The sequence below is a fragment of the Vibrio sp. 2096 genome, assembly GCF_033339595.1.
In the GTDB taxonomy this organism is placed as follows: domain Bacteria; phylum Pseudomonadota; class Gammaproteobacteria; order Enterobacterales; family Vibrionaceae; genus Vibrio; species Vibrio alginolyticus.
On record NZ_JAWOUX010000013.1, the window covers coordinates 113,735 to 139,805 of the forward strand.

Consider the following 26,071-nt stretch of genomic DNA (forward strand, 5'->3'; position numbering starts at 1 on the left):
GGTCCCCTATGGCAACTTGTGCAGATTTTACTCTTACTTGTATAGAGGCTCATGTTCAGACAGGGTCGACAACAAACTTTTTAGCAATTTTATTCGGTGGTTGGGTACATCACCTTTTTGGTAATCAGAGTGTAGAAGCGACATTGACGCCTTTAATGGTCATGTTGGGGGGGCTCAATTTCTTAGCCCTACTCTATGGATCAATAAATGTCATATATAACTCTGGTCACATCATGATGAATGCTGCTGCTACAGGTCATGTCTTTGGGAAAATGTCACCATACGTTCCATTAAGAATTGCAATAGCGTTGGGGTCATTGGCGCCTATGATTCATGCTGCTGGTTCCTTTGTATCGGTAGGACAAGCTTCTGGGATGTATGTAATCGTCCATGGTGCGGGAGCAGCTGATGTATTCTGGAAAGCTGGAGTAAATGATTATGTGAATCATACTGGAGCGCAAATAGCGTCTACGAATGTAGGTGAAGTGTTCTCAGTTGGAGAAACTATGGTTTCTATGCTTTCTTGTGCTGAGTTGTTTGAAAGCTCAAATGATAGAAAATTCACTTTAAAATCGATTAATTCAAATGGGACATCTAGCATATTCCCAACCGACTCATTTCCATCATTTTCACGAATCAGCTCAATGTACCCTAATTCAAGCGGGTCTTCTTCTTCTCTTAATTATGTCGATGAGCCTATAGGAAAGAATGGGGCTGAAAATACTGGCGCTATTTTAGAATTTCGTGGAGGAGCCTGTGGTTCAATCAGGTTTGATTTCGCCCGTAAACCTACTGCTAGCTCATCAGTGGAGCAAAAGCTTGCATATTACTCGAACTACTACGGTACAGAGGCTACGTTCACTTTCATGTCAGAATTACACACGCTTGTATCGAGTATGTTATCGCGGCTGAAGAACGCAGATTTATCAAAATATGTAACGGCAATGCGAAGAAGTGATGACTCTTATTATCGTGAATATTTACTCAATGAATTAGGCTCTAAAGAGTTAGCTGAAAACCTATTCAAAGCGCACGTTGATTTAGCAATGTGTAAGTCTAAAGTTGTAGAGCGCGGTTATATGGGGGAGTTATCTCAGTCTTGGCAGGGTCAATATGAAGCAAGTCGTTGCGGTAGTTCTAAAGCGAATATCAGCATATCAGGCTCATCCTCGCTGGTCGAAGAATTAACAGAAGGGGGCTGGATGATGGCTCCTCTAGCGTTTAGCCGTATGAATGGAATGATGCAATTAGCTTCATCTGGAGTAGGTTTTTCATTAGACAATGTAATGAGTACAAATATACCGGAAAGAACCAGTTTCTGCCGTTCTGTATTCTCATGGATTCCAAGTATAAACCTTTTCGATTCATCTCTTGATGATGAAATAGATGAAGCAAACGAATGTAAGACGTATTGGCTGGCAAGCAATTTTCCAAAGTTCACTTGGGACTTAACTGAACAACTTGCAATGAGTGGAGACATAAAATCAGATTGGCCTGAGGCGCAGAAGTTGAATAACTGGTCCGCACTAATGGCCGTTCACTCGACAAATGAAAACGCAAAAGCAGCGGCGACTGGCAACGAGTCTGCAATAGTATCTGTTGCTTCCGGAATATTAAGCTCAGCTCTAAGCCTTGGTAATTATAATGGTAATCTGGCATCTGCAATAGAAACGCCAGGGATGAGCGGCATTGACTATGATGGAGCTCTATTCGACGTTACAGGGTCTACAAATGCTTTGGCGTTATTATCTACGTTAGGTGAAGCGCTTAAGAACATTTGGTACATCGTTGTATTGGCAACTGAAGGCGCAGATGTCATCAAAGGTGCCCTCGAGAGTTCTGCTTTGTCAGCTCCATTCGCTATACCTTTGGCCTTCTTCGTTAAAACAGTCGCTCCACTGGTTGTATCTAGCCTTATCGGTGCTTTTATTCTAGGTAATGTATTGCCAATGGTGCCAATAATTACATTCCTATTTGTTGTTACCGCTTTTTTCATCATTTGTGCCGAAGCTCTGGCAGGCATTGCCCTGGGCAGTGCTTTATTAGCCTCTGCTGCAGGTGAAGGGCTAATGGCTGTTCATGGTCTAAGAATGGCAGCTCTCTACGGAGCCATATTCCTGAGGCCGACTCTTCATGTAATTGGATTAATGCTTGGTTTTGCAATGTGTAACCTCAGCTTAGCTTTCCTTAATAGCGTTTGGTGGAAGTCCATTGGAGTTAACCTACCCTCCTCTTGGGATCTTTTTGATTTAGTGATGCTTACAGGAGGATATCCAATCGTTCTATTTGGTTTACTTGTTTATTGTCTAAAAGCTCCGAACTTATTTGCCAACAATTTAATGTCTTGGGTTGCTACAGATGCTATTGGTCAATTTGGTGATTCTGATCAGTACCTATCAGCAACGAATGGTACCTTCAACAAAATGTCTGATGCTTTTAATGGTTCACTTCAAAAACAACAACCTCAACAGGATCAGCAAGGCAATGGTAATAATGGCAGTGGTAATAACGGAAATGGAAACACAGGAAATGGTGAAAAGTCTGAACGACCACCAAGTGCAAGCAAATAGGACTATGTAATCTATGATACTTTCAACTTTTTTTAAAAACGCCACAAGCAAGACCCCAAATGATTGGACATGGAATATGTTTAGACTGAGGTTTTGGACTGAGTGGGTTCATATAACCCCTATAGATAGAGCTCTGGAGAGTATTCATAATGAATACAGGCTCCCTGGAGGCCTACTAAATGAAATAAAGTCTGCAAGAGATTATCAGCAATCTTTTGACCCTTTAACGTCCCTGCCTTATCTAGACTCATACACCGAAGTCAATAGAGAGTACCTACTGAAACATGGTTATAGCTTGTTTGAATCGAGTGTGTTTTCAGAGGCTAATGGAAGTGTTCCTGATTTTAAGAAAGACAGTAATCGTTTGTTGGTTCTAAAACACGAGGAGCGTCCCAGTGATTCTAATGAGCAGCTAGCAAACGATATGCTTGAAATTAGCCCTCATCTACCTCAGTTGACAGCCTCTGAATCAGCGAACCGTTTGATTTTAAAAAAAGGGGAAGATGGACGGTATGATTTAACCATTCAGCGTACCGAAGTGAAGCCAACTACGTACATGGAACTTGTTAGAGCTGTCCCCGCCCATATGAAAATGGTTCCGTTCATGGAGACCCCCGTACACTTCAATCTTGTACCTTTCGATGAGGTTGTTAAAGCTGGTTTCGACATGAATGATGAACAGGTTGAAGGCAAAGCCAGAAACCTACAGCTGTCTATTTGGCTAACGCTATTTTTCGTATTGGCTTTTTGCTTCTTCGCTGTAAACAGTGTTGCCAAATTCATTATTGTAACGATAGTAACCTCGGAGGTTCAATTTAGTTACCTAATGACATCCATGTATTTGACCTTGCTAAGTGCATTTACTTCCTTTATCTATTTTCATTACCTGCATTTATATTGGCAATATGACACCAATCGCTTTGGTTCTGTGTATTCATTTTTAGTTGCCATCAAAAAAGATCCTATGCGTTTACTGCCACTTTCCAATAAAGCCGAGGTAAATCATGTTTAAAACCTTTGTGATTTACAAGTTACCTGAAGACTTCAACTTGGACCCAAATCTGCACTCTGAAATGTTTGAGAAACTGAAAGCGAAGCCTTTGACTGGTGCGATTAAGACTAAATATGGCTGGGCTGAGTTACTGCAATCAAATAAACCTTACATTAAGCTAGAAAACGATTACATTTTTCGTATAGAAAAGCGCTTTAGGTCTGTTGCATCTAGTACATTGGACGAAGCTGTCAGGCAGAAAATGATTCAGCTTGCACAAGATTCCCCCAGGACATGGGGAGTAAATGCCAAGGTTTCTTCACAAGATGTCAAGAATTTACGTGAAATGTGTGAAAACCTTCTTATACCGAAATCGCTTACACGTTTCAAAGATATCATTGTTTGGTTTAATACTGAGCTAAAGTTTCTTTTTATCGGTTCAAGTGGAAACAAAGAAGTTGAAGCGATTATTGATTTATTCAAGCTTACATTCAAAACATTTCCTGCGAGCCCGCTAACAGTTAATAATGATGTTTCGAGTGTATTTACTAGTTGGCTTAGCAGCCTGGAGTTACCGCCTACGTTGGCAATTAAAAATGGTGATATTGCATTTGAGAATAGAGCGAACGGTGCGAACAAGGTGAGATACAGTAACCAGGATATTGAGTCAGATGAAATCAATGCTAATTTACTAGCGCAAAAGCGCCCACTTCAACTATCTTGCGAATGGAACGCCACTTTAGGGTTTACTGTTAATAACGAATTAAAGTTTTCTAAGATCAAGCAACTAGGGCTGTTAAAAGAGAAAATAAAAACGGCCAATAAGGAAATGGAGATCAATAATCCCGCCCAGGAGATGGAAGCAAAAAGAGTTAAAGATATGACCTCCTACACTTTAACTCGACTGTCAATATTGAACCTTATAAAAGAAATCTTACCTTCATTAAATAGCTCAACTGGATTCGCTGGTGGTGCACAATCGAATACATCTGAGCTAATAGAGGGATTTGTTGAAAGCATTGATTGATGTATAAGGGCCATGATCTCGTGTTTATCGTGAAGAACGCCACGTAGATGAGCTGAAAACAAGAAACGTAATTTAAGGGGAAATGATGAAATTGAAAAGCATATTAACATTAGCTATCGCACTGCCTCTTTTGAGTGCTTGTGACCTTGTAGATGATTATAACGAAATGGTCAATGAGCAAATGGCTGATATTACTATCTACATCTCACCTGTAGCTGAGCTACAGATTGATGATAGTGAAATTGGTTATGTTCATGGATTCGAAGAGTGCCCCAACGAGTCCGTAAATTGGTTGTTTGGGTACTCTCATTCAGTTGGAGGCAATAATTGCATCAAAATAGATCCTGAAAATGAAAACATCAAAGTGCGAGTTATAAACGACCAAGTTAACTTAATTGAAACATGGAATGTATCTAGGGTTGGTGATGCCGTTTCACTAACTAGACCAAACGGCTTCAAAGTCCGTGAACCATCTAACCAGTCGTAGGGGGAAAAGGATGCCTAAGCCTCGCGGTAGGTTTATCGGCCACAAGCAGTTTGCTGTCGATCCCAATTGGGTTAAAAGCCAACAAGAGATTCGAGCTATCAAAGAGCGAAAGCGTTTTGTTGAGTGGTCGAAAAACTGGATTACGGTAACTCGACTAAAAACAGATCGATTGTGGACAGATTCAGCTATCAAGAAGTGGCTTGGCGAGCCAAAAAACCAAGCAAAATACAAAGTATTTGCTGTGGAAGATGTTAGAAAAGCTGAACGGAAAAAAGCGTTTAAAGAGTGGTTAGCACCTCGACTAGATAAAAAGCTGGCAACTAATCCACACTTTAAAATCAAGAAAATTGGAACTGTATAACGACCAAGGGGAAAATATGGTTATGTATAGCACTCAAGCTATAGAGAACATTAGAAAGTCATTCAATCTCTAGCAAACTATTGGACAGAGCCGATTAAGGGCAACCTGTCAGACCTAGTCACATCGAGATAAAGAAACTCACAGATTGCATTCAGACTAATTCAGATAATGGCTCTTTTTTCATTGTCTTAATCGAGGTTCATTGTCTTCAAAAGCCTGTTTACTGCATAGTAGATGTAAAGCCCTAGTTGACTCCCTAAAAAGAACCACCACCAGACCAAGTACAAATCAATTACATCGAATTTACCAAACAATACCTGCTCGAAATCTAACATTGATTCTGTAAGTGGTCTTTGTGCACCCGGCAAGCCTAGCCTATCAAATGGTACATCACTAAACTCAAGATAACTTAGTAACCAAACGGGCATATATAGAAACACTTCTGTATCAGCAATTGATACTGCTATAGCACGTAGATACTCATATCCTTTGTATAGTATTAAAAGGCCACCAAGGCCGATTAGATAGTGATTGGGTTTAAGGAGTTTCTCTGTTACGTATGATAAAGGGATTAGGACCGTCCTTACGAGCTTGCCCATTACGTAGTGAACGACTCCTGTAGTTACATAAAAAAGTAGAGCCGGAGTACGAAGAATTCCAAAGAAGATAGCAAGAAGTAGGTTCATAGGGCATACCTTAAGCTTAGTCTATAATATATTATAGTTTGGTATGCCCTGGAAGGGAAGATATTTAAGGGTAATAGCAATAGATAGTTGCTAGTGCTCGGTTTTCTCTAGGTGTTTCCCAAAGTTTAGTTTTGAAATTATACGAGTAAAGGCGGACAAGAAATTGTGAGCCAGATGCATTTTTTGTAACACCGATTCGGTTTAATGAATAGTCAGATACGACTACACCGTTCGCTGAGTGGTAACGCTTACTATCTTGCCAGTCTACAACAATTCTATTTGCCGCATAACCTGCACCATCACCACAATTTACACCTTTAATTGCACCAACTCCGTTTATTGTAGCGGAACCTTGGTGAACATATTTACTTGTTAGGTTTGAGAGAGCTACACCCCCTCTCGATGTCAAACGAATGTCTCTTGTTCGAGAAACGCCATTTGGGTCAAAAAACATTGAGGGGTCATTGAAATCAACAACGGCTCCAGGGACATAAAGAGAGCCATTCTCTAGAGTTGATATGTTTGAACCAGTACCGATTGCCAAGCCCCCTGCGAAATTATTCATTTGCGATGAGTTGGTTTGGTTGATTCTATTCCGTACTGTAGCTTGGTCTATTGTTGCTGAGCCTATACTAGCTGTATTTATATCGCCGTTATTGATGTCAGCTCTATTAATATCAGCACGATCAATGTCAGCGTTATCGTAATCAAGGTCAGTGCCGCGAACACTAGTTAAGTTTGCAGAATTGGAGCGTAACGTGTCAATAGTACCGGAGTTCGCGTCTATGGAATTAACGTTGAGGTTGTTGAGGTTGCTGGTTCCATTCAAATCGAGTCTAAATACAGGGTTTTCTCGGTCCACAATGCTAGATACTTCAAGGCGGTCCATATTATCGACATCCTGTCCATTCCAGTCGATTGTAGCTAACGGTGAGTTTGTACCATGGATACTCAGGTCATCAGAGAAGCTTGTGCCCCAAGTGATATCCATAGTAATGATACCTGTATCAAAGTCGCAATCCACTTGCGAGATTGAGGTGCCTGAATTTAGGTTTGCCAAACCTCCACCAGCAATTCGGGCTATAGTACATGAACGTTTGACTCCGTTTTCACCAGAGAAGTCAAATCCCCGAGTTTCAGCAGTATTTGAGACAGTTAATTTGAGTTCGACCTGGGTTCCATCATTTGTAACTTCAGTTTTGTATTGCATGTTATCCCCAATTCTAGGGGAATCTTCGAAGTCACAGAATAGGAACTCAGATGTTTGGGTACCACCACAGGTGTTTGGCTTCAACCACATTGTTCCAATGTGCTCAGCACCGTTTTGGAAGGGTTGGCCCGGCTGATTCCATTGGGCTAATGAGCCACTTTGTCTTGAGGCATTCTTGATAGCATGAAGCAGCGTTGCTATACGCTGCCCTTGAAGTTGGTCTACTTGAGATTCGTATTGATCACTTTTCATCATGAGGTAAGTGGACATGATGATACTTAAAGCGACAGTAGAGGCCAATATGCCAAGTTGAAGGAAAAAGCCTCTTTGTCTTTTGATTGAGGTTCTAGGCAGCATATTGGCCACTCTTATTAATAATGATTAACGGTTGATGAATGTGATTGCTACTTCATCGCCAGATGCACACTGTGTTTTAAGAGTGTCATTACCATCAATTCGCGTACCTTCAACCTGGATCTCAACGAAGTTTTGGAATACACGACCAACGAGTAGGTTACACTGATCTGTTTCTACATTTGAGAAAGTGAAAGTGAAGAATTTACCTGTACCAGTAGTTGTAATCCCATCACGGTTAGTCGCGGTGTCTACGCTTCCACAGGTCAAGCCATTATCAGAAAAAGGTGTGGTAAATTCATCTTGGGTTGCACTTAACCAGCTTGAAGGCCAGATGTTTTTGTCGTAACAGTCAGTGTTGTTAACAGATGCGTATGAACCAAAGCCACCCACTGTACGTCGTAGTTCGTCCGATGCTTGTAGTAGAGCTGACTCAGCATCGTCAACAAGTTTACCCGCACCTGAATCCCCCATAGTTGTAGCAATACCGACAACCATAATGCCCACGAATGCCAGGACTAATGTAAGCGCCCCACAAAGCACACATTCAATTAGCCAGGCACCAGACTTATGATCTTATCTTCACTAATAAGGAGATAAGATCATGGCTCACCGACGACGCAGCGATCAGGAATGGCTGGAAATATTTCAGCAATACGAAGACAGCTCTCTTAACCAAAGAGAGTTCTGCCGACAGAATCAACTCAGCCCTTCAACTTTCTTTTCAAAGCGACGGTCGCTGAAGCTAACCAGAGAAAACCAGCAATGCAGTTTTGTCCGAGCGGAGGTAGTTGAACAGACCACTCGCTATCAGGTAACGAATTCCGCAACAGAAAATATGACGCTTTGCTTTAACGATGTTGAGTTGAGCATCCCGCAAGGCACGCCAACAGATTATCTGGCCGAACTTATCGGTGCATTATCATCATGAGGGGATTAACTAACGCGCCTGCTATCTACCTGTATCGTGAGTTCGTTGACTTCAGAAAATCCATTAACGGTCTGGCCGCACTGGTTGAGTGTGAAACTAACTTGCCTCTGAGTTCAGGAGCATTGTTCCTGTTTACCAACAAACAGCGCGACAAAATAAAGATACTCTACTGGGATAAAACGGGCTTCGCGCTCTGGTATAAACGACTGGAAAAAGCGAAGTTCAAATGGCCTTCCCAGGAGAAAAAACAGGTATTTACCCTCAACCAATTTGAGTTGGACAGGCTGCTCTCAGGCTTCACTATTATCGGCCATAAGCCTGTTGAAATACACGATTTTACAATGAGTTAATCGTTATAAAAGTCAGATGTATCAGGTGTTGCAGCGGCATTTTTAGTATAATGGATGCCATGAAAAAGATGCCTGATATTAACCCTGACAGCCAAGATATTGCCGAGCTTCAAGCGATGGTAAAAGCCCTTATGGCTGAAAAGGCATCGCTGCTTGAACAGTTCAAATTAGCTATCGACCGTCAGTTCGCCAAACGCTCTGAATCACTCAAACCTTATGATGATGCACAGGGTGACCTGTTTAATGAAGCGGAGTGCGAGGTCGATGCAGCCTCTGACGAACAGGAAGTGGTAACGACAACCACGACCAAAAAAGTACGAGGTAAACGCAAGCCGCTTCCTAAAGACTTGCCCCGTGAGCATATCGTTCTGGACCTGGATGATGATGAAAAAGTCTGCTCATGCTGCCAGCACCCTCTGCATAAAATCGGTGAAGATAGTTGTGAAAAGCTGGAGTTCACGCCAGCAGTACTGAAGGTTCTGGAATATGTTCGCCCTAAGTACAGTTGCCGCCAGTGTGAAAAGGAAGCCGATAAGGTTAGCATCAGCCAAAAGCCTGCACCTGCCAGTATTATCCCTAAAAGCTTCGCGACAGAAAGCCTTCTGGCTAACATCATCCTTGGAAAATATCAGTACGCGCTACCGCTTTACCGTCAGGAAGCCCTGTTCGAGCAGTCTGGTGTCGAGCTATCCAGAACAACCATGGCTCGCTGGATGATGCAGGTCAGCGAACGTTTTACTCCGTTGTATAACGCTCTGCACAAACACTTGCTGGAGCAGGTGGTCATCCAGGCAGATGAAACACCACTAACCGTGCTTAAAGAAGATAAGCAATGCTATATGTGGGTTTACTGCTCTGGTGCTGACTCTCCTGAAGCGACATTGGAAGGCGTTAAAAACATCGTGCTGTACGATTATCAAAATCGTCGCTCAAGAGCATGTCCCATCGGCTTCCTTGGTGACTACAATGGCTACCTGCAAACGGATGGATACCGAGTCTATGACGGCCTGGAGAAGGTTGAACACCTTGGCTGTCTTGCTCATGCTCGCCGTAAGTTCATGGATGCGAAGAAGGTACAAGGTAAAGGCAAAACAGGAAAAGCGGATGTCGCTCTGGCAAAAATCCAAAAACTGTATGCGCTTGAAACTCGCCTGAAAGGAAGGTCTGCTCTGGAGCGAATGACTGAACGACAAAAACTGGCGAAACCTATGCTTGATGACCTGCATAAATGGCTGACATCGCAAAAGGTCATCGGTACAGGTGAACTAGGCAAAGCAATCAAATACGCGGTTGGTCAGTGGCCGAAACTGGTTCGGTATGTCGAAGATGGTCACCTGTCTATCGATAACAATCGGGCTGAGCGAGCAATAAAATCCATGGTTATTGGCCGAAAAAACTGGCTCTTCTCTGACACTCCCAGAGGTGCCGACGCCAGCGCAATGCTTTACAGCATCATCGAGACAGCAAAAGCGAATGACCTTATCTTGTACGACTACATGGTTAAGTGCATGAAAGAGTTGGCTAAGCCCGAGCCTGATATCGACTCACTTCTTCCCTGGAACTTCTCCCACACATAAAAAAGCGCCCGTGTGTTCATGGGGCGCTTACGGACTAATTGAAGCTCTGTAGATAGAAATGCACCTTTACGTTTTGCATGAACGCGGTTTAGTTTCTTTGAATATTGTTTTTTTGGTTTAAATAACATAGCTATTTTCCTCTTTGAAAGCTATTGGATTTTATACATGATTGGCATATATCAATCAAGTGGAATATGGTTTTCACAATTTGTTAATTTTATTATCAAACTTAGTTAAGGGTTTGACCAATTGAAGAAATAGAAAGGCCAACTATGGCGTTTACAGTTAAAACTGCCATCATGCAACCGAGCATGATCCCTGTCGTAAGCTTTTTTACTAGCATTTCAGTGTTAGCAAATACTTCTTCGGTGATATCGTCTAGTTTATTAGTAAAGTCAGAGGTTGTAGCATACGACTCAATCTCAATTCTTGGTTCTCTACTAAAGAAATCACAGGCGAGTGCTTGCCCTTCACTCTTTCCTCCAATCATATTAAGACGCATTTTTTGGCACCAATGTTTTACATATGGCGTTGAGTGGGAACCAACAAGCTTTAGTGCTTCTGAAGAGGGCATCCCGACTTTCAAAAGAGCATTGAATGTTTGTAGGGTTATAGCGGAATTAATCGCGTCAACAACATTCCAAGGTGGTAATTTAGTTAATCTCCGATTAATTTGATTGGGTAAACTCCAAACTACCCAGGTCCCGTATATCACCAATGTGCCTGTAATAAATGGGCTTAGCTCGTATACAGTTTTTGTAAACTCTCTTGCAAATGTCATAATAGGAGTTGGTTTTATATTAAGCCCCTTAAACAGCACAGCATAGATGTATAAGTGTGCAAGACTACAAATCAACATAATCAAACCAACACCTATAATTGGACCGACTATTCCTAAAAAGCCAGCACCTCTCATTTGTTGTTTTCTTTGTAATTGGCTGACACATATGCGTATTACTTTGTATGCTGCAGTTTTCTTCTCGATTGCGTAAGCAACTCCAATAGTGGTTTTATCAAAGAATGGTGCGAGCATGTATGAGATAACTGGTCTGTATCGGTACCGGTCTGCAAGATATTTTACGAACTTTGTTTCTTGGGATTTTGGTTGTTGGGACTTATATGCTTCATAGAGGGAGTCCAATACATTTACGATTGAATCACCATCTGCTAAACGTGATGCAATTTTCTCTAGAAGTTGAGACTTTCTCTTTGAGCCCACACGAAAGTTTGTATACTTTAGCTTTAAGGTATCAATGAAGTCATCACTAAGGTATTGACTCTTTATTCTGAGCAACTTTTGGTTAATATCGTTTTCCATTAATTAAACCTCTGGGTGGTAGAGAGAAACATTTAGCTCTTCACGATCTAATCGAGAGACCACAAGTTGATCGATTTCACGTTCTATCATCTCAGGGTCCAATACCCCTTTGCACATTTTATAAATTGCGTGCTCTAACTTAGTAAAACCACCAGTGTTTAGCCAATGAGCTTTAGCCAAATCATCTTCGTTTTTAGCCCATAGGTTTCTGATTGTTTGATCTGGCGCCAAGACTTCAGCTACAGGTGTTCGTCCAACACGGCCATCTACAGAATAATTACACTCTTCACACCCACCTTGCTTTGCGAAACGTATGTTCGGCAGGTACTCAAGTAACTCTAGGGAAGATAAGCTTTGTATTAATGAATAAACTAATGGAGAGTTATTCGGAAGCTCATCATAACTTCGACTACAGGACGGGCACACGGTTCGTACTAAAGACTGAGCAATGATGACAGTTAGGGTGTTTGATGATTGATAGACTGATCTAGCTACTCCGAAACCGTCCAAGCGACCTGGTACATCACAAGAAGATGCGGCATGTATTGTTGAGAAACATACATGGCCAGTTCGGGCAGATTCAATTGCAAATTTTGCTGAATTGTAGCAACGTATTTCTCCTGTACCCATGATATCTGGGTCTAGTCGCATGAAGCTTTCGGAAATTCGTTCAAACTGCTTGGTTAATGTGTTCATTTCATTATCAGAAGCGCTAGAGTTATCTTCTAAGTTAACTTGTGAAACGCCCTCTAAGTTCATCTCGATAGGGTTTTCGGCAGTAACAAACTTCCGAGTAGATTTGTACAGGTCTTGTAAGTAATCGATAACTGAATACATGGACTGGGTCTTACCAGAACCTGTAACACCAGCAAACAGTATATTTCCTTGTTTTTTACTGGAGTGTTTTTTAATCAACAGCGTTTGAACTGGGTGATATCCAGCTTTATCTAGCTTTCTTATAGAGGATTTCTCCCCTTTACTGGTAATCCTGCATACTAGATCTCCACCGCCCTCAGTTTCTCTTGGTGCAAATTCAACACGCATTTCAATTTGAGTATTGTTATACGTGTAGATAAATTTACCAGATTGAGGTTCTTTCCAGCTTAGGTTGTTACCTTGGATGCTAGAGCCGGATGCTTCATCCCCACCGATGATGTTGTAAGCAACATCAACCGTCTCGTAAAGCCTATCGTATGTATATTCTTTGAAATCAATTAAATCGCCATCTACACGTATACGTACTAACGTGTTGCCAGGTATATTAGATACTTCAAAGTGAATGTCTGACGTTGCAGGGTGTGATTCTAAAACAGACGCAGTGATCGCTTTAAAACTTCTGCCCTCATCATCTTTAGATTGGTTTTCTTCAGAGCCCATGAAGATGACATCAGCAAGTAATAGGATTAGGTCTTCTGAGCACTTAAGATTAATGACTTTTGTATGAGTATGATCGGTATATCCCAAATCATCTCTGATAGTCGCTCGAACTTGTGTGATTGACTTTGAAAAGTCTTCTGTCATTAAGACGGTAAGGTAGTTGTATCCTTCATCCATACCTTGAATATGGCCATCCGAAATAAGGAATTTTTTACCATAAGCTGGATGTGCCACTTTGTCCTTGTCAATGATACCACCTAAGGCCCAAGGAAGTTGTTCTCTAGTGTCGTATGTTAAGTCGTTAAAGAAGTGTGAACTAGAGCTACTACGACTACCAAAGTATTTTATTAAATCACCAGAAATTGAATCTGACAAAATGTCGTATTCGTTTGCGCTGGATTCTACAATGCTGGTTGCAGGTCTATACTCTGCTAAGTTAGTACTAGTCATGAAATTCTCACTTGAACATTAAACCTTGAGAGGGAGAGTCATTAATTAATGTAGGCGCCGGGGCTCCAAACATACTTGATTCTGAAAGCTCCCCAATCTTCTGCTCGATAATACGGTCTCGGAATGTTTGCGCTTTCTTAAAGCGGTCAATTGCTTCGTCAGAGGTTTTAACCGTGATATGTCGTGCTCTTGATTTGTCCATTTTGTGAGTTGAATAATCGAAAGGCATGACTACAGCGCCTTGAAATGACAGTGAATCTACATACCAGTCCCCAAAGCTCTCCCCTTCTTTTAAAGTTTGGATAGCCCCCTTATGCCAAAACTCACCTTTCAACTGACCAGCTATCTCATAAATATCTGTAACGAAGATTTGTTTTTCCATTTCGTTTAGCAGAGCATTAACTTCAGCTTCTCGTTGAGCTCTACGCTTTGTCCTAGTCTCCTCCTGGAATTTTGCTAAACGCTCTTCATCCGATGCCTTCTCTTTTTTCGGTTCAGGCCCACCGTTTAGTAATTTGTTATTTTCTATCAAAAGCTGCTGATACTGATTGTCAAGCATTAACATCTTATTAGCATGCTCTTTTTGGGCTCGTATCAACTCATTTTGCGAGAGTGATTTGTTTTCCTCTATAGAGAGGCTTCGTTGTTTTTGGATGTCTTGGTAAGTCTGCCCGGATTGATCATTTGCAAAAGTTGTAAAGCTCAACAATTGGGTCGCGATGCATAGGGTAATAGTATTAATTTTCACGTAATGAAACCTCTTTGTCTTGTTGATTAAGAATGCTACTTTCGTGTATGTACTGCATCTTAAGAACGATCTCTTCTGTTTCCAGATTTATCGAAATGCTCTGTATAATCATGCTTTTAAATTTGTCGATATCGTTAGCTAGTTGGTCCAAATAGTTAAATGCCCAACCAAACCCACTTAACGAAAGTTGTACATTCACAACGGTGTAATCTATTTGTGGGTTTCTTACTTCAGTGGAATATGTTTCGTTTTTAAAAGGGATCTCCCTTTCTGTTTTGCGGTTTGCTGAAATCGCTCCGTACAGTCTTCCTTGTGTCTTCTCTGCTTGTTGCTGAATGAAGGTTAGTAAGTCTAGGTAGTGGCCGTGAGTTTCCTTTATGAAGATAAAAGCGTCACTTTCATCAAAATAATGGTCTGGTTTAGGAAGCGGTACTATTTGAGACGTAGTAATCTCTTCTCCAGAGAGTGAATAAGTGATAGTTCCATCGAATTCGATGTTGTCTCTAAAATTGGCAACCGTTGTCCCTCCGTTTTTCCACAAAACGGTCGTCTCATGAAAAAACTCTTGGTCTGCTGGTTTGTCTACTGTTGATGAGTCTCTAGTAATGATTCCTTTGGTAACGAGATCGACAGTCATTGGGAACCATCCACCAACATCAACAGGAAGAGAGTTAATATAGGCTTTAAGGTTCAAAATGACCTTTTTAGGATCTGATGCGGTTAAACGTTGAGTAAGCCATTTTGCTTCCTCTTTAGTTGCATTTGCCTTGTCTATTCTCTCGATTTTTTTATGATTCAAATCGTTTTCAGCTTGCTTAGCTAGAGTACTGCTTGATGCTTTCTTCACCATTGAATCTATGTCAGGAATTACATACTCTTGCTTGGAGTTAGATTTATATACCTGCACACCTATCAAAAATATAATTCCAAGAGCCACAAATACGATGTGGGATGGTTTTATCTTTGATAGGGGGTTTGTGTTGAGTAGCTGCTCAATTGTTTGAATTTGAGCGAACTTTTCATTAGGTACAGCTTCACATATGACGTCATATGAGTGCTGTTGGTACTCTGAACGTGACTCTTCAAATAGTTCTGAGATATTTTCTGTTATCTCATTAGGGACTACATAGCGTAATTTTACGTGATGAAGATCGTACATTTGATAATGGTCGAAGATCTGTTGGATAACTTCTTCCACCGTTTCAAATACCAAATCATTCTCACCACCAGCTGGGCACTTATCAATTACCAAAAGATACCAATATTTACCGGATGGTAGCTTTTGTATGAAGAAAGCATTCGGGTGATCGACACAAATAGCGCGAGCGACGATTGCCGCCGCGCTGTAGTATTTTGTCGTTATGCTTTGAGCGAAACCGATTGTTGATTTTGGTGCATCATCAATTGTTGACCCTTCAACAATTACTGCATTTGTAGCGTCGTATTTGTTAACCAGATTTTTGATATGGATGGTCTTATCGGATTCTGAAACCTCGTACCAATCTAAACCGATGTAGTGCCTATCAAATCCAAGTTCTTCTAGTGACTGCATAAAAGGACCTAATTGGGTTAAACTTTTTCGATATGAGGCGTGATAATTACTAGCATCACTGAGCGTGTTTTAGCATTAGAGTCATTGCCACCAAACATCCATAGCAAATCGCCTAGAACTGACTGGTTTTGGCCATTGTCAATCACTTGCTCGAACCCAGTCATAACCATTGTTTCGCCTGAACGGATATTTCTAGCGCTAACCATGGCAGTAACAGTTCTGTCTGTTAGTTGAAGTTGTGTATTACCAACTTCTAGTGGGTCAATTGCATTTAAGGTACTTACATCAGTTACGATACGGACAGCAATTGTTCCATCTGAGTTAACACGTGGTGAAGCTAAGAAAACAATACCGTTTGTTGTTGTATCTGTGCTTGCAGATTGTGTTACAACATCACCAGATACACTTTGGTCGATTTTATCCGCATATTTCTTTTCATTTACGAACTGGACTGGAATAACATCATTGTTTGGTACAGTTGTCGTAATTGACTTTTTAAGCGAAAGAGATTTAGTCCCCTGAAGAGCCTTCAATGCCATTTCAGTGCCTTTGAAGCTACCATCACCGATACTCAGCCCTAAACCACCTAACTTAGCTGCATCACCAACTGGAACTCCATCGATTTTAAGTTCGAAGTCATTCTTAGCGTATTTAATAGATTGCTCAATGCCGTAATTTGATTCGTCTGTAGTGATCAGTTCCCATAGCTCTATATCGAGCCTGATCATCTTTCCAGCAGTAGAATTTGACTCATCAATAAAGTTCTCAACAATTCGCAGCTTTCGAGGTGTGTCAGTTACAGCAACCATACTTAGTGCAGGTAACACTTCTACTTTTGCATCTTCAGAAGCAATGGATTTAATCCCCTTGAGGAGTTGGTCCATTGGTTTCCCTAGGTCACGGTCAAATGAATATGAGTGAGAACTCGAAGTTTGAGAGCTTGTCCCCTCGCCTTGCTGACCACCGCTAGTAGACGAATTGATACTTGATTTTAAAGTTGTACTACCAGCATATTGGTCGATCCGAAAGTGTCTAGTTTCTTGTCGGTAAAAGGATACACGACCATCAGATTGGTATTTCCACCATAGGTTGGTTTTTGCTGCGATAGCATCCAACACTTGCTTTAAAGCAACGTGCTTTTCAAAGTTCAGGGAAATAGACACTTTTGCGCCATCTAATAGTGACCCTTTGTTCGTATCTGTATAAAGTGCCGAAACGTCTAAATCATCACCAGTAGAATCACTTGTACCACCGCTTGCTTTGGAACTTCCAGAGTCTTGGTTAAGATACTTGATAGCGTCGCTAGTAAAGCTAATGTAAACCCCATACGAGGCATACTTATTGTTCAAATAGTCAATCGTGTCGCTAAGGGGTTTAGAGCGATATGACATGAATTTACTCGGGGTAAGAAAAATCTCTGGAAGGTCTTGCCTTTCTTTTAACTTGAAAGGTTCCCCAAGAATAACGTAATTATTGTCTTCGCTGTAGACGCTCTGATCTATACCGGGTTTAAGTCTGTGTTTTTGAATCGTCTCAGTGGCAGCGTCTGCCTGTGCTGTCGCAACTCTATTGGCATCTTTACCAGGAGTACTACAACCACTGACAAGCGCGATAATGGTTAGTGTGAGAGCTTTAAGTTTCAATGTGTTGTTCATTACTGGTAAGTCCCTTTTTCAGTAGAACCGCCTTTTAGGATATGAGCAGCACCAATTTCAGGGCTGTAACTAATCCACAGTGGTTCTTTTGTTTTTAACGTCTCCTTAAGCACTCTATCTAAGACTCCGTCTCTTCCTGTTAGGTCACCAATCAATACCGAACGTGATTTAACAGGGAAGTCGTATTTAGAGCCCCAAATAATGTCGATATTGGACTTTGTATTCCAAACCTCAAAGTTCTCTTTGAGTGACAGTTTAGGGTCTAATGTCCAGAGTTTTGGTGTTCGTGTCTGAAGGTACGTAAGGTGTTCACGATTTTTGGATGCAGCCAACACTCGTTCTTGTTCATTTAGAACAATATAAATACCGGAATTTAGTTCCTGTATCTTAGCAACAGCACTGCGCCAATTAGGTGAAGGTACCCAGGCTAATTGGTGGGAAGAGATGCCTGGTCCAATATTTACCCGCCAACCAGCTGGTGCTAAAGCATTCAGTATTTCGTGAGCAGGTAATTTATTTTGGTAACCGACTTTAGATTGGATGTCGTTTAAACCATAAGCGGTATCTGACTCGTATTCAGTAAATACAACCCCCGCTTGCGCGCTACTCATCACGAGTAAAGGTAAAATTAATCTTAATTTCATCATAGTAACCCCTATTATTTTGATAAATATACGTCATTTTCGGATAACAAACAACAAACGAAGCTGTAAGGTAACCTACGAATAAGAACAATTTCTTATCGGTTATCTGGCTTCCAAATTTCGTTTTTTCGATATGGCAAGTTGTTGCCTTGGTTGTATTTTGACAGGAGGTGTATAAAAAACTCTAATGGTGTCCTTTTGGTAAGAGAGATTAAAGACATTAATACATAGAAAACACACATGGCTTTAAGGTAGTTCCAGCTGAACATTATTGGCAATGTCAAAACCGGGACGATAGTAGACCCGTCCATAAGTAGGAAAAGTGGTCTTTTCATCGCATTTTGTACCGCTTTTCTATCCAGCTTCGGTTTATATTCCATTATTCTGATTCCATAAGGAGATATTCTGGCCCAATTTCACTGTTGTGATATAGGTTTGCGATTTGTTGAGAAAAGGTAAGCTCTTGTTCCTTTAGGTGCCTTCTTACTACTACAGATATCTCTGTGTCAGATTTACACTTCAGCATTTCTTCTCTGATTTCTTCAGTTAGATATAGGGTTTCTCTAACAGCAATCCTTTCACCGTCGAGAGTTCTAACTAGTATCTGAGCGACAATGCCAGAGAGTTGACTAATAAAACCAGCTAATACAGCCAGCTTATTCTCTCCATCTATCATATTGTAGATGCGGCTCATCGCTGTCTCGCAAGAGTTTGCATGTATTGTAGCCATCAAGAAGTTGCCAGTGTTAGAAGCGTTAAATGCGTTTTCGATTGATTCTTTACTTCGTATTTCGCCCTGAACGATGATATCTGGACGAAGACGAAGAGCAGCTTCAAGGCCTTGATTAAAACTTTGAACATCGGAGTCTGTTTCAACTGAACCTACTTCATGAACTGAAATACTGTTACCAGGAGCAATCTTTACTCCCTCATAATTAATTTCAGGTGGGTCCTCAAAAACTAAGATATGCTTACCAAGGCTGGGAGTTTTTAGCACTGAAGTTACAATTCCGGCCATAGTAGTTGTTTTGCCTGTGCCTACCCCTCCCACAAACATAAGAATACCTTTACGGTTATGCTTTACAAGATTGACTAGCTCCGGCTCTATACCCAAAGATTCTGCGTCCTTTGGTGTTTTAGGGTTCAACCTACCAACCATCTTATAGGTCTTTCCATATTCAAGTGACCTTGAGGTAATAGCTGCAATGCGGAAACTCCTAATCTGAGATTGATCATTGGGGTTTTTGGTAACGAATGCAAAAAACGTAGGAGTAGCTGCATTAACATTGTTAATCAGCGATTTTTTGGTGCCGAGCATATATTCAAGAATATTACGGCATGCGTTAGGTTGCATTTGTTTATCAGTGATTTCCCTGATTTGCCCGTTTACATCGATTCTGATTCGATAGTTACAGTCTATTAAAATGTCTGAAGCACCGTACTCAATTGCTTTCCATATGACAGTTTCGATATCTACTTGTGTCATTTCGCTTGAAACAGGTATTAATGGAATATCATTCATGGTAGGTGTCACTCTTCAACGAGAATGGATTTAATTTGGTCGTGAGTAAGGCCTTCAGTTTCTACTTTAGAAACAGCATCCCTACGTACAGAGCCCCTAGGGTCTTTTATTACTGGTGAAGAATAGAGATCAGAGTTTGTCTGCCAAACTGCCTCACCACTCAAAGATATGAACTGAGTGCCTAAACCTAATTGGTCTCCTTGTACCGTAATTCCTACATTTTCAATAATCATATCTGGCTTTTCTATATATCCGGACTCAACTAAATTCACGTAACGGATCATGGCTGTTGCGTCAATAAAAGCATTAATTACACGAGTTCTCATCTCAGCAATTGCTTGTTCTGAGCCCATGGCCCATCCCTCATCAAGAGCTGAGTTGAAGATCTCCAATTCTTCTGAATTTCTAGGTAAAAGTTCGTCAATTAATGTGGTCGGAGTAAGTGAATTTTTGTCGTAGAGATAGTCAGACCAATGCGGTTTCCTCAACACAGGCTTAGGTTGTTCTCTCAATCGATAGACAAGATTATCGGTCCTGATAATCGTAGCTTTTGTGTCTCGCGTTATCGCGGCATGAGCTTCTACTTTGTCTACCATACCTGGACGAAGGTACTTGGCTTCACCTGAACTTAGATTTGCAGAAGCGTTAATGAGATGCTCGAAAGGTAGCAAGCGGTCAAAGAGGTGAGACTTGCTATCCACTACATCTGTTAAGCGCTCCATCGTAGCTATATAACCATTCGCACTGCCAACTTCTTCAGCTCTTTCGCGGATCGACTCAATTCTGAGTGCCTCTTCACCATCGCTTACTAGTTGTTGTCTAACCTTTACATCTTTTAGTTCACTTAAGCTGTAATAGGTGCGCTTAGATTCATCTGCCAAAGTGGTAACACTGAAAAATAGACTAGCAATTAAACAAATAGCAGTATTGGTTCTCACGCTTTTGTCTCCAAGTATTTAACGACAATCGTCTTAAGTCGGTTATCGACCATGATGTCTACCTGGGCACCCTTTTCAGAGTCAATAATCTTTATTGCGTCGTTTATTGGTTGATCCTTCAGTTTAATACTTACAAACACGCCACCAGGTGGTTTTTGGCCATAAGTAAATACTCGATCAGAACCATAACCTACTGTCTCAGCAATACCTTTTACGGCAGTTTCGACTTCACAATCACAATTCCAGTCAACAACCTTTTCAAAACCAGGTAACAGCATTGTAGAGAGCATGCGCTCCTGCCTTCTCTGCTCAGGGCCTTTAAGTGCTTGTGCATGTGCACTTCTCGTTTTTGCTAACAATCGGAGCTCGTCAAGCATTTCAACTGCATATGGCTCAAGATCGCCAAAAGCCCTTTCTTCAGGGCTCTTTTCTAAGTGCCTTAAATCTTTGACTTCATTAGTTGCGCACCCAAGAAGTAGAGTAGAAGCGAATGCTATGCTAGAAAGCTTAAAGACGTTCATTTTGTTTCCTCTTCGTTGCATTGATGCAAAGTGTTTTAGCTGTATTCAGATTTGAAACAGTGATGATTGATTCATCCGTACTGATGTTTTGGTTAATGTCTGGGTGGTAATACCTAACTTTTTGATGGAAGGCTTTCTTGATTTCAGAAATATTGAGGGACGTAATAGGTAGCCCTAATAATTTGAAAGCCTGAACTTCTTCTTCAGAGAAGTTAAATGGGTTTTGTTCATTCAGAGTCGGAGAACTTTGAGATCTACTCGCATTAGAGGGTCTTTCCATCTGAGAGGAAATTGAGTTTGTATAACCAAACCCACGTATCTTCGCTTGTGCTTCCTTTCTTCTAACCGATTGTTGTTGTTGCCGTTGCATAAAGTACAAATATGCGATGCCAAATAAGGCACTCGTGAAAACACCGAATGTATAACTCGCGGACAAATAATATGTAGCAGCGAAAGAAGTGATGAGTATGGAAGCCAAACCCAATATTTTTTCTTTAATTAGTTCGAACACAATAAGATGTCTAATAGCAAATAATAGCATAAATCTATGCCATTTTTGTCTAAAATACAATAGCAAAAGCTGCTAGCATAGGCTTATTATTGAGTCAAATGTTAGTTTCAATTTGCTAGTCTCAGAAGTGATATCGGTTCAATAGACTAATTACTCAACAAATTGTAGAAATATTTGCGTAATGCGACCTACAAATAGGGATATAGCTCACACATATGCAACAAATGATGAAAATTTATTTAAGTTTCACTCTTCATGGGTAAAAATTAGACATAACGGCAGTTAATGTTTAGATACAAGTCACATGATTATTTGCGTCTATTCTCAAAAATAAGAAAGTATTTATGGATAAGAATCATTACAGCGAACTGTTCTCCGACATATTCGCTACAAAACAGAATGAAGGTGGTGCGGCATATTTAATCAATCGTGAGGCTAATCTTGAATTAGTTTCACGGTTAGGTATTAATCATCGTGACGTTAGGCTTAATTCAAAAGAAAGCTATGTTTCAGACCGTAGCGCTAGGCTTTTAGAGAAAAAGTTAAAGGTAGCTCGAGGTTGGCTAGACGCAGAACATGAAATTATTAGCCAAACTCAACTTCTAACAATTAGAGCCAACAATGTTTCGGCGCTTATTGTTTCTCCTGGCTTTACTAAACAGTCAAAGCACTTTCTCTCTAAAATAGTTTCATCTACACCTATGAGCGGATATCAATTTTTGTTTGATGAAATCACTTTCGAAGAGCAGTCCTATTACTTACGTAAAATGGAAGAGTTCTTGGAAATTGAAAGAGCATGTCTTGATGATGAGGCATTTATGGAAGGGCTCTACTAGCGAGAAAAGTCGAAGTCATTATCAGGACGCTGTTGTTTGATACCAATGGCGTCCTTTTCATTTACTGGTCCAGTTATACAAGATTCTAGCCTCTGATTTATTGTTTGTTGACTAGGTTCAAGTACATTAGCTTTCTCAACACTCTTCAAGCTAATATGGTCAAATCTCCTGCCAAACTTTGTCTCAAATTCATTCAGAAAGAAATTGATATCTTGTACAGCATTTGGATTAACTTGCCATTTTGTTAGCAAACTTGGCAAATTTGTAAAACTGGTATTATCGAATTCACTTCTTCGAGCTGGTGGTATTGCACTTAGTCTGATTTGTAGAATGGTGCCGATCATTCTATTTTGTAGTTGGAGAATATCTTGTTGTTTTTGAAAGTTCTGACTTGAGAACTTTTCAACTGACACTTTGAGTTTTTCTAAATCCATTTTTTAGCCTAACTCAAGCTGTGCAAAGGCAAGTGGTCTAACAGATGACTGAAGAATAGCCTTCTTGAACCAGGTCATTGTCATATGATAGTCATAGTTACAAGACACGATTTTTTCAGCGTAGTGGTCATGAGGATAATTCATAGCGATTGACTTAAGGATTTCATAGTCAAATATTTCTAACTTTAGATCTTCAAATCGTTGATCTAAAGAGTTTTTAATTTCAGGTAGAGGTAGCTCATCACCGCTTTGAATTTTCTTTATGATTTTCTTGTCGTTTTCAAGAACATTTAAGAGCAAGTACTCTGAAATAGAAAGCACATAGCTTGTAAAATTTGGTAATGTCTTTAGAGAGATTGGGTTCATATATTTTTTGTTTTAAGCTTGTGCCCATCGGTTCTATTGATGGCAAAGGTAACTCCTCTTTGCTTCACCAGGAACCAGTCCAGTCTTTATAAATCTTGCTTATGTATCAATATAAGATATACATAAACAAGGGTATTTGCCATTTTTTTGACAACTAACGTACTACTTTGGGGGCGATATGAGTGTAAATTCATGGGAATTTCAACCAGACAACGAGTTTTCTGACATAACAGATGATCTGAATCATCAGGATGTAGTATCAGAAAAAACCTCAGATCGAATTGTTAATGTACACGATAAACACCTAAGCCCACAAAGTACAACTTTGCCAAGCAATGATGTCTGTTTGAACGCCTTTAATCAACAAAAGCAGGACGTTCGTCTATCTGAAGTTGGCGGCAAGTCACAATCAGTGCAACCTTCTGCCACAAAATCAAACGCTTACTTCCACCCAAATAGTCAAATTAATCTCTATAACAAGTCATTAAATTGTGCAGCGGTGATTCGATTAGGAAACATAGCTAACAACCTAATTTCAATTGTTGTAGACATTTGCCCAGAACATAACGGTCGCTCAAGTGATTGGAACAACAAAATCTCAGTTGCCTTTTCTCACACTGAACTTATTCAAGCTTATTCCCTATTTCTTCAAAACCTTAAATGCCTTGATTTCAAGTTAAAGTTTCACCAACAACAAACTGGGCCATTGTCTATAGGATTTAAAGAGAGCTCGATTTATGTAAGCACAATCATCTCCGGTAAAACAATAAGCCTTACAGGAAACATCGCCCAAAAGATAAAGTTTATGGCCCAATTAGAAGTGGCTACTAAACACTACTTCGCTACTGCGTTTCCAGATTTGGACCAAGAACGAATTCTGCGTCAGATAGCTTTGATTTAGTGTTTTTGTAGTTCGATATTTGAAGCTTCTAGGTGACCGGTAGCTCTCAGATATCTTTTAACAGTACCCATATTTGTCCAATCACCAATAGACATAAGGTCGACTGCATTCATCTTATGAACGACATGCCCATCAACTACCGCTCCACAACGTCCCGAATGCCCTGACCAACAACGACCTTTAAATACACTTTGTCGTTCATATGCTTTACGGAACAATCTAAGTACGGATACACCATTCATAGGTTTTAATGGGTCCTTAAGCTGTCCATTTTTCAGAATCCAACCAAAAATATAATATTCCTGATCTTCGACTGGACTTGAAGGGGTTACATGGTTGTAAAGCTCAACTCCTTTTTCTACAAGTTCAATATATTTCTTCACGATCCCTGCATACCTGCCAATGATAGACTTTTTGGGTGGCGCTGCAGATGTCTTAGATTTTGTCCTCACTATAGTGACAGTGTCACCAGAAATGATGACGTTTTTACGTTTTAAAGTAAAGATCTCTTCTTCTCGAAGAGCAGTAGAGTATGCAATGGTCATGTATGCTAGGTCTTTGAAAAGCTTTGGCCCAGCTTGTTCAAGTGTCCCAACTATTTCGATCTGTCTGTTCAAATCGCTTGCTCTGAATGGTGAAGCAACTTTTTGCTCTACCTTTGATAAATCAGATTCTGCCATATCCTTTTTTACACCCCTGAAAAAGTCTTTTATAAGCTTGTCTTCAGTTACGTTGGCGAATCCTAGTTGATTCAAAAATATGGCTATGAGGTTCTTTCGGCTCATTAGAGTCGCATAAGACACTTTCTGTTCATTTTTTAGGTGTAGTATCCAGTAGTAAAACATTCTTGGATGTATAGGAAATGCGTAGGCTAATTCAATATACTCAGTAAATCTTATCCAAGAGCGAACAGCGGAAAACATGTTTTTTTGTGTTGCCTTCGAAAAACCACCACGTGTAGCCTCGAATATGGCCATGTTATCTAGTATTGTCTTTAGGTTTGGGTGATCAGGATCAATTGCACCGTCAAGTTCAGGCAAAGGGATTTTAAATCGTGAAAGATTTTCTTTTTCTTTGTTATTGCCTAGTTCTAATGCCTTAATCTTTTCTAATCCGGATGCAGGAATTGGTAAATTTTGCTTAGTAATCTCCACGTTCACCTCCAAAAATAAAGTGTTACGCTGTCACCTGTAACGCTAACCTTAACGGCCAAAAAGTGTAATATAACTCAAATTATACTACACTTTATAATCATGTCTATTTATACAGTGTTATTTGTTTGTTGAGTTTATATGAATTATTCGAAGATTAGCTTAACGAAAACAAAGCGAGCTACTAAAGTAAAACCCACATAATAACCCATGGTTCTACATAGTCTGCTAGACTGCGTAAGGGAATATTACTTGAATATAGATAAAAAAAAGGCAACATTTAAAGTTGCCTTGTGCTGTTAGGTTTGAAATCAGTTGCTTACTGAAGTCAATTGACCATTGGATAAGTCTTCCAGTGGTGGATAATCAGGAAGTCCATAGTCAGATCGTAACCAAGTTAATTTCTGGTAGGTTTGTTCAATCCACTCTGGCTTTAGCTGTTGAACTTCTATGATCTTCTTCTTGTAACTCGGATCTGTTTTAGCTGGTAGGTATTCTAAATAGAAACTGTCGCATTTTTCCATTAAGGGGTTCTAGGGATTTTCCCCTCTAAAAAGACATAATCCTCTGTAGACCACACCAATAAATGGCTGCGGAGGTGGT

At 40.4% G+C, this 26,071-nt stretch carries 27 protein-coding genes; 10 read left to right on the forward strand and 17 right to left on the reverse strand.

The genetic code is table 11. The features are described from left to right. Nucleotides 1–8: 8 nt before the first annotated feature. From R7Q41_RS20220 to R7Q41_RS20240, 5 genes are all read left to right on the forward strand, one after another. Nucleotides 9–2,570, forward strand: coding sequence for a DotA/TraY family protein (locus R7Q41_RS20220; RefSeq protein WP_025634141.1), 2,562 nt, complete (start codon nucleotides 9–11; stop codon nucleotides 2,568–2,570). Nucleotides 2,571–2,583: 13 nt separating this feature from the next. After that, nucleotides 2,584–3,582, forward strand: coding sequence for a hypothetical protein (locus tag R7Q41_RS20225; RefSeq protein WP_025634139.1), 999 nt, complete (start codon nucleotides 2,584–2,586; stop codon nucleotides 3,580–3,582). Beyond that, nucleotides 3,575–4,588, forward strand: a complete 1,014-nt coding sequence (rdgC, locus tag R7Q41_RS20230) for a recombination-associated protein RdgC (protein ID WP_025634137.1) — start codon at nucleotides 3,575–3,577, stop codon at nucleotides 4,586–4,588. The genes R7Q41_RS20225 and rdgC overlap by 8 nt, the downstream gene beginning before the upstream one ends. Before the next feature lie 82 nt (nucleotides 4,589–4,670). Beyond that, nucleotides 4,671–5,075, forward strand: coding sequence for a hypothetical protein (locus R7Q41_RS20235; protein ID WP_138058895.1), 405 nt, complete (start codon nucleotides 4,671–4,673; stop codon nucleotides 5,073–5,075). 10 nt (nucleotides 5,076–5,085) lie between these two features. After that, nucleotides 5,086–5,436, forward strand: a complete 351-nt coding sequence (locus tag R7Q41_RS20240; protein ID WP_025634133.1) for a hypothetical protein — start codon at nucleotides 5,086–5,088, stop codon at nucleotides 5,434–5,436. Between the two features lie 188 nt (nucleotides 5,437–5,624). Here R7Q41_RS20240 and R7Q41_RS20245 read toward each other — a convergent pair whose 3' ends face one another. From R7Q41_RS20245 to R7Q41_RS20255, 3 genes are all read right to left on the reverse strand, one after another. Beyond that, on the reverse strand, nucleotides 5,625–6,122 hold the full coding sequence (locus tag R7Q41_RS20245; RefSeq protein WP_025634132.1) for a hypothetical protein: 498 nt from the start codon (nucleotides 6,120–6,122) through the stop codon (nucleotides 5,625–5,627). A gap of 64 nt (nucleotides 6,123–6,186) precedes the next feature. Continuing rightward, complete coding sequence (locus R7Q41_RS20250) at nucleotides 6,187–7,602, reverse strand: hypothetical protein (RefSeq protein ID WP_139351514.1); 1,416 nt, start codon at nucleotides 7,600–7,602, stop codon at nucleotides 6,187–6,189. Between the two features lie 111 nt (nucleotides 7,603–7,713). Next, complete coding sequence (locus R7Q41_RS20255; RefSeq protein ID WP_318144644.1) at nucleotides 7,714–8,184, reverse strand: hypothetical protein; 471 nt, start codon at nucleotides 8,182–8,184, stop codon at nucleotides 7,714–7,716. 106 nt (nucleotides 8,185–8,290) lie between these two features. Here R7Q41_RS20255 and tnpA point away from each other — a divergent pair, with 106 nt between their 5' ends. Genes tnpA through tnpC form a run of 3 tightly spaced genes read left to right on the forward strand, consistent with a single transcriptional unit; the run spans nucleotide 8,291 to nucleotide 10,544 of the window. Continuing rightward, nucleotides 8,291–8,617 carry an IS66 family insertion sequence element accessory protein TnpA gene (tnpA, locus tag R7Q41_RS20260; RefSeq protein ID WP_010451948.1) on the forward strand — a complete coding sequence of 109 codons (327 nt, stop codon included), beginning with the start codon at nucleotides 8,291–8,293 and terminating at the stop codon, nucleotides 8,615–8,617. Next, complete coding sequence (tnpB, locus tag R7Q41_RS20265) at nucleotides 8,614–8,967, forward strand: IS66 family insertion sequence element accessory protein TnpB (RefSeq protein WP_010451947.1); 354 nt, start codon at nucleotides 8,614–8,616, stop codon at nucleotides 8,965–8,967. The genes tnpA and tnpB overlap by 4 nt, the downstream gene beginning before the upstream one ends. Nucleotides 8,968–9,026: 59 nt before the next feature. After that, nucleotides 9,027–10,544, forward strand: a complete 1,518-nt coding sequence (gene tnpC, locus R7Q41_RS20270; protein WP_253645245.1) for an IS66 family transposase — start codon at nucleotides 9,027–9,029, stop codon at nucleotides 10,542–10,544. Nucleotides 10,545–10,773: 229 nt separating this feature from the next. Here tnpC and R7Q41_RS20275 read toward each other — a convergent pair whose 3' ends face one another. The 10 genes from R7Q41_RS20275 to R7Q41_RS20320 form a co-directional block, all read right to left on the reverse strand. Beyond that, nucleotides 10,774–11,862 (reverse strand): hypothetical protein, encoded by a 1,089-nt coding sequence (locus R7Q41_RS20275; RefSeq protein WP_025634128.1) that lies wholly within the window; start codon nucleotides 11,860–11,862, stop codon nucleotides 10,774–10,776. A 3-nt stretch (nucleotides 11,863–11,865) separates the two neighbouring features. Further along, on the reverse strand, nucleotides 11,866–13,689 hold the full coding sequence (locus R7Q41_RS20280; protein WP_025634126.1) for a GspE/PulE family protein: 1,824 nt from the start codon (nucleotides 13,687–13,689) through the stop codon (nucleotides 11,866–11,868). A 7-nt stretch (nucleotides 13,690–13,696) separates the two neighbouring features. Next, nucleotides 13,697–14,437 (reverse strand): hypothetical protein, encoded by a 741-nt coding sequence (locus R7Q41_RS20285; RefSeq protein ID WP_025634125.1) that lies wholly within the window; start codon nucleotides 14,435–14,437, stop codon nucleotides 13,697–13,699. Then, nucleotides 14,427–15,989, reverse strand: coding sequence for a hypothetical protein (locus R7Q41_RS20290; protein ID WP_025634123.1), 1,563 nt, complete (start codon nucleotides 15,987–15,989; stop codon nucleotides 14,427–14,429). The genes R7Q41_RS20285 and R7Q41_RS20290 overlap by 11 nt, the downstream gene beginning before the upstream one ends. A gap of 17 nt (nucleotides 15,990–16,006) precedes the next feature. Further along, nucleotides 16,007–17,644: a hypothetical protein gene (locus R7Q41_RS20295; protein ID WP_025634122.1), complete on the reverse strand. Its 1,638-nt coding sequence runs from the start codon at nucleotides 17,642–17,644 to the stop codon at nucleotides 16,007–16,009. Next, nucleotides 17,644–18,291: a hypothetical protein gene (locus R7Q41_RS20300; RefSeq protein WP_025634121.1), complete on the reverse strand. Its 648-nt coding sequence runs from the start codon at nucleotides 18,289–18,291 to the stop codon at nucleotides 17,644–17,646. Before R7Q41_RS20300 ends, R7Q41_RS20295 begins: the two co-directional genes overlap by 1 nt. 376 nt (nucleotides 18,292–18,667) lie before the next feature. Beyond that, nucleotides 18,668–19,810, reverse strand: a complete 1,143-nt coding sequence (locus tag R7Q41_RS20305; protein WP_025634117.1) for an ATPase, T2SS/T4P/T4SS family — start codon at nucleotides 19,808–19,810, stop codon at nucleotides 18,668–18,670. Between the two features lie 8 nt (nucleotides 19,811–19,818). Beyond that, a complete protein-coding gene (locus tag R7Q41_RS20310) occupies nucleotides 19,819–20,748 on the reverse strand; it encodes a type IV secretory system conjugative DNA transfer family protein (protein ID WP_025634116.1) in 930 nt (309 codons plus the stop codon). Beyond that, entirely contained in the window at nucleotides 20,745–21,269 is a 525-nt protein-coding gene (locus tag R7Q41_RS20315; protein ID WP_077202328.1) for a hypothetical protein, read from the reverse strand. Before R7Q41_RS20315 ends, R7Q41_RS20310 begins: the two co-directional genes overlap by 4 nt. After that, on the reverse strand, nucleotides 21,256–21,780 hold the full coding sequence (locus tag R7Q41_RS20320; protein WP_162781067.1) for a J domain-containing protein: 525 nt from the start codon (nucleotides 21,778–21,780) through the stop codon (nucleotides 21,256–21,258). Before R7Q41_RS20320 ends, R7Q41_RS20315 begins: the two co-directional genes overlap by 14 nt. 344 nt (nucleotides 21,781–22,124) lie before the next feature. Between R7Q41_RS20320 and R7Q41_RS20325 the strand changes: the two genes are divergently transcribed. Further along, nucleotides 22,125–22,616: a hypothetical protein gene (locus tag R7Q41_RS20325; protein ID WP_025634112.1), complete on the forward strand. Its 492-nt coding sequence runs from the start codon at nucleotides 22,125–22,127 to the stop codon at nucleotides 22,614–22,616. On the opposite strand, the gene R7Q41_RS20330 is transcribed toward R7Q41_RS20325, so the two are convergent. Together R7Q41_RS20330 and R7Q41_RS20335 are read right to left on the reverse strand one after the other, a co-directional pair. Further along, complete coding sequence (locus tag R7Q41_RS20330) at nucleotides 22,613–23,050, reverse strand: hypothetical protein (protein ID WP_025634110.1); 438 nt, start codon at nucleotides 23,048–23,050, stop codon at nucleotides 22,613–22,615. The genes R7Q41_RS20325 and R7Q41_RS20330 overlap by 4 nt on opposite strands. Before the next feature lie 3 nt (nucleotides 23,051–23,053). Beyond that, complete coding sequence (locus R7Q41_RS20335; RefSeq protein ID WP_025634109.1) at nucleotides 23,054–23,416, reverse strand: hypothetical protein; 363 nt, start codon at nucleotides 23,414–23,416, stop codon at nucleotides 23,054–23,056. Between the two features lie 178 nt (nucleotides 23,417–23,594). Between R7Q41_RS20335 and R7Q41_RS20340 the strand changes: the two genes are divergently transcribed. Further along, nucleotides 23,595–24,317 (forward strand): hypothetical protein, encoded by a 723-nt coding sequence (locus R7Q41_RS20340; RefSeq protein WP_025634107.1) that lies wholly within the window; start codon nucleotides 23,595–23,597, stop codon nucleotides 24,315–24,317. Here R7Q41_RS20340 and R7Q41_RS20345 read toward each other — a convergent pair. Further along, a complete protein-coding gene (locus R7Q41_RS20345) occupies nucleotides 24,314–25,471 on the reverse strand; it encodes a tyrosine-type recombinase/integrase (protein WP_025634105.1) in 1,158 nt (385 codons plus the stop codon). The genes R7Q41_RS20340 and R7Q41_RS20345 overlap by 4 nt on opposite strands. Before the next feature lie 308 nt (nucleotides 25,472–25,779). Next, a complete protein-coding gene (locus tag R7Q41_RS20350) occupies nucleotides 25,780–25,992 on the reverse strand; it encodes a hypothetical protein (protein WP_203347288.1) in 213 nt (70 codons plus the stop codon). Nucleotides 25,993–26,071 lie beyond the last annotated feature (79 nt).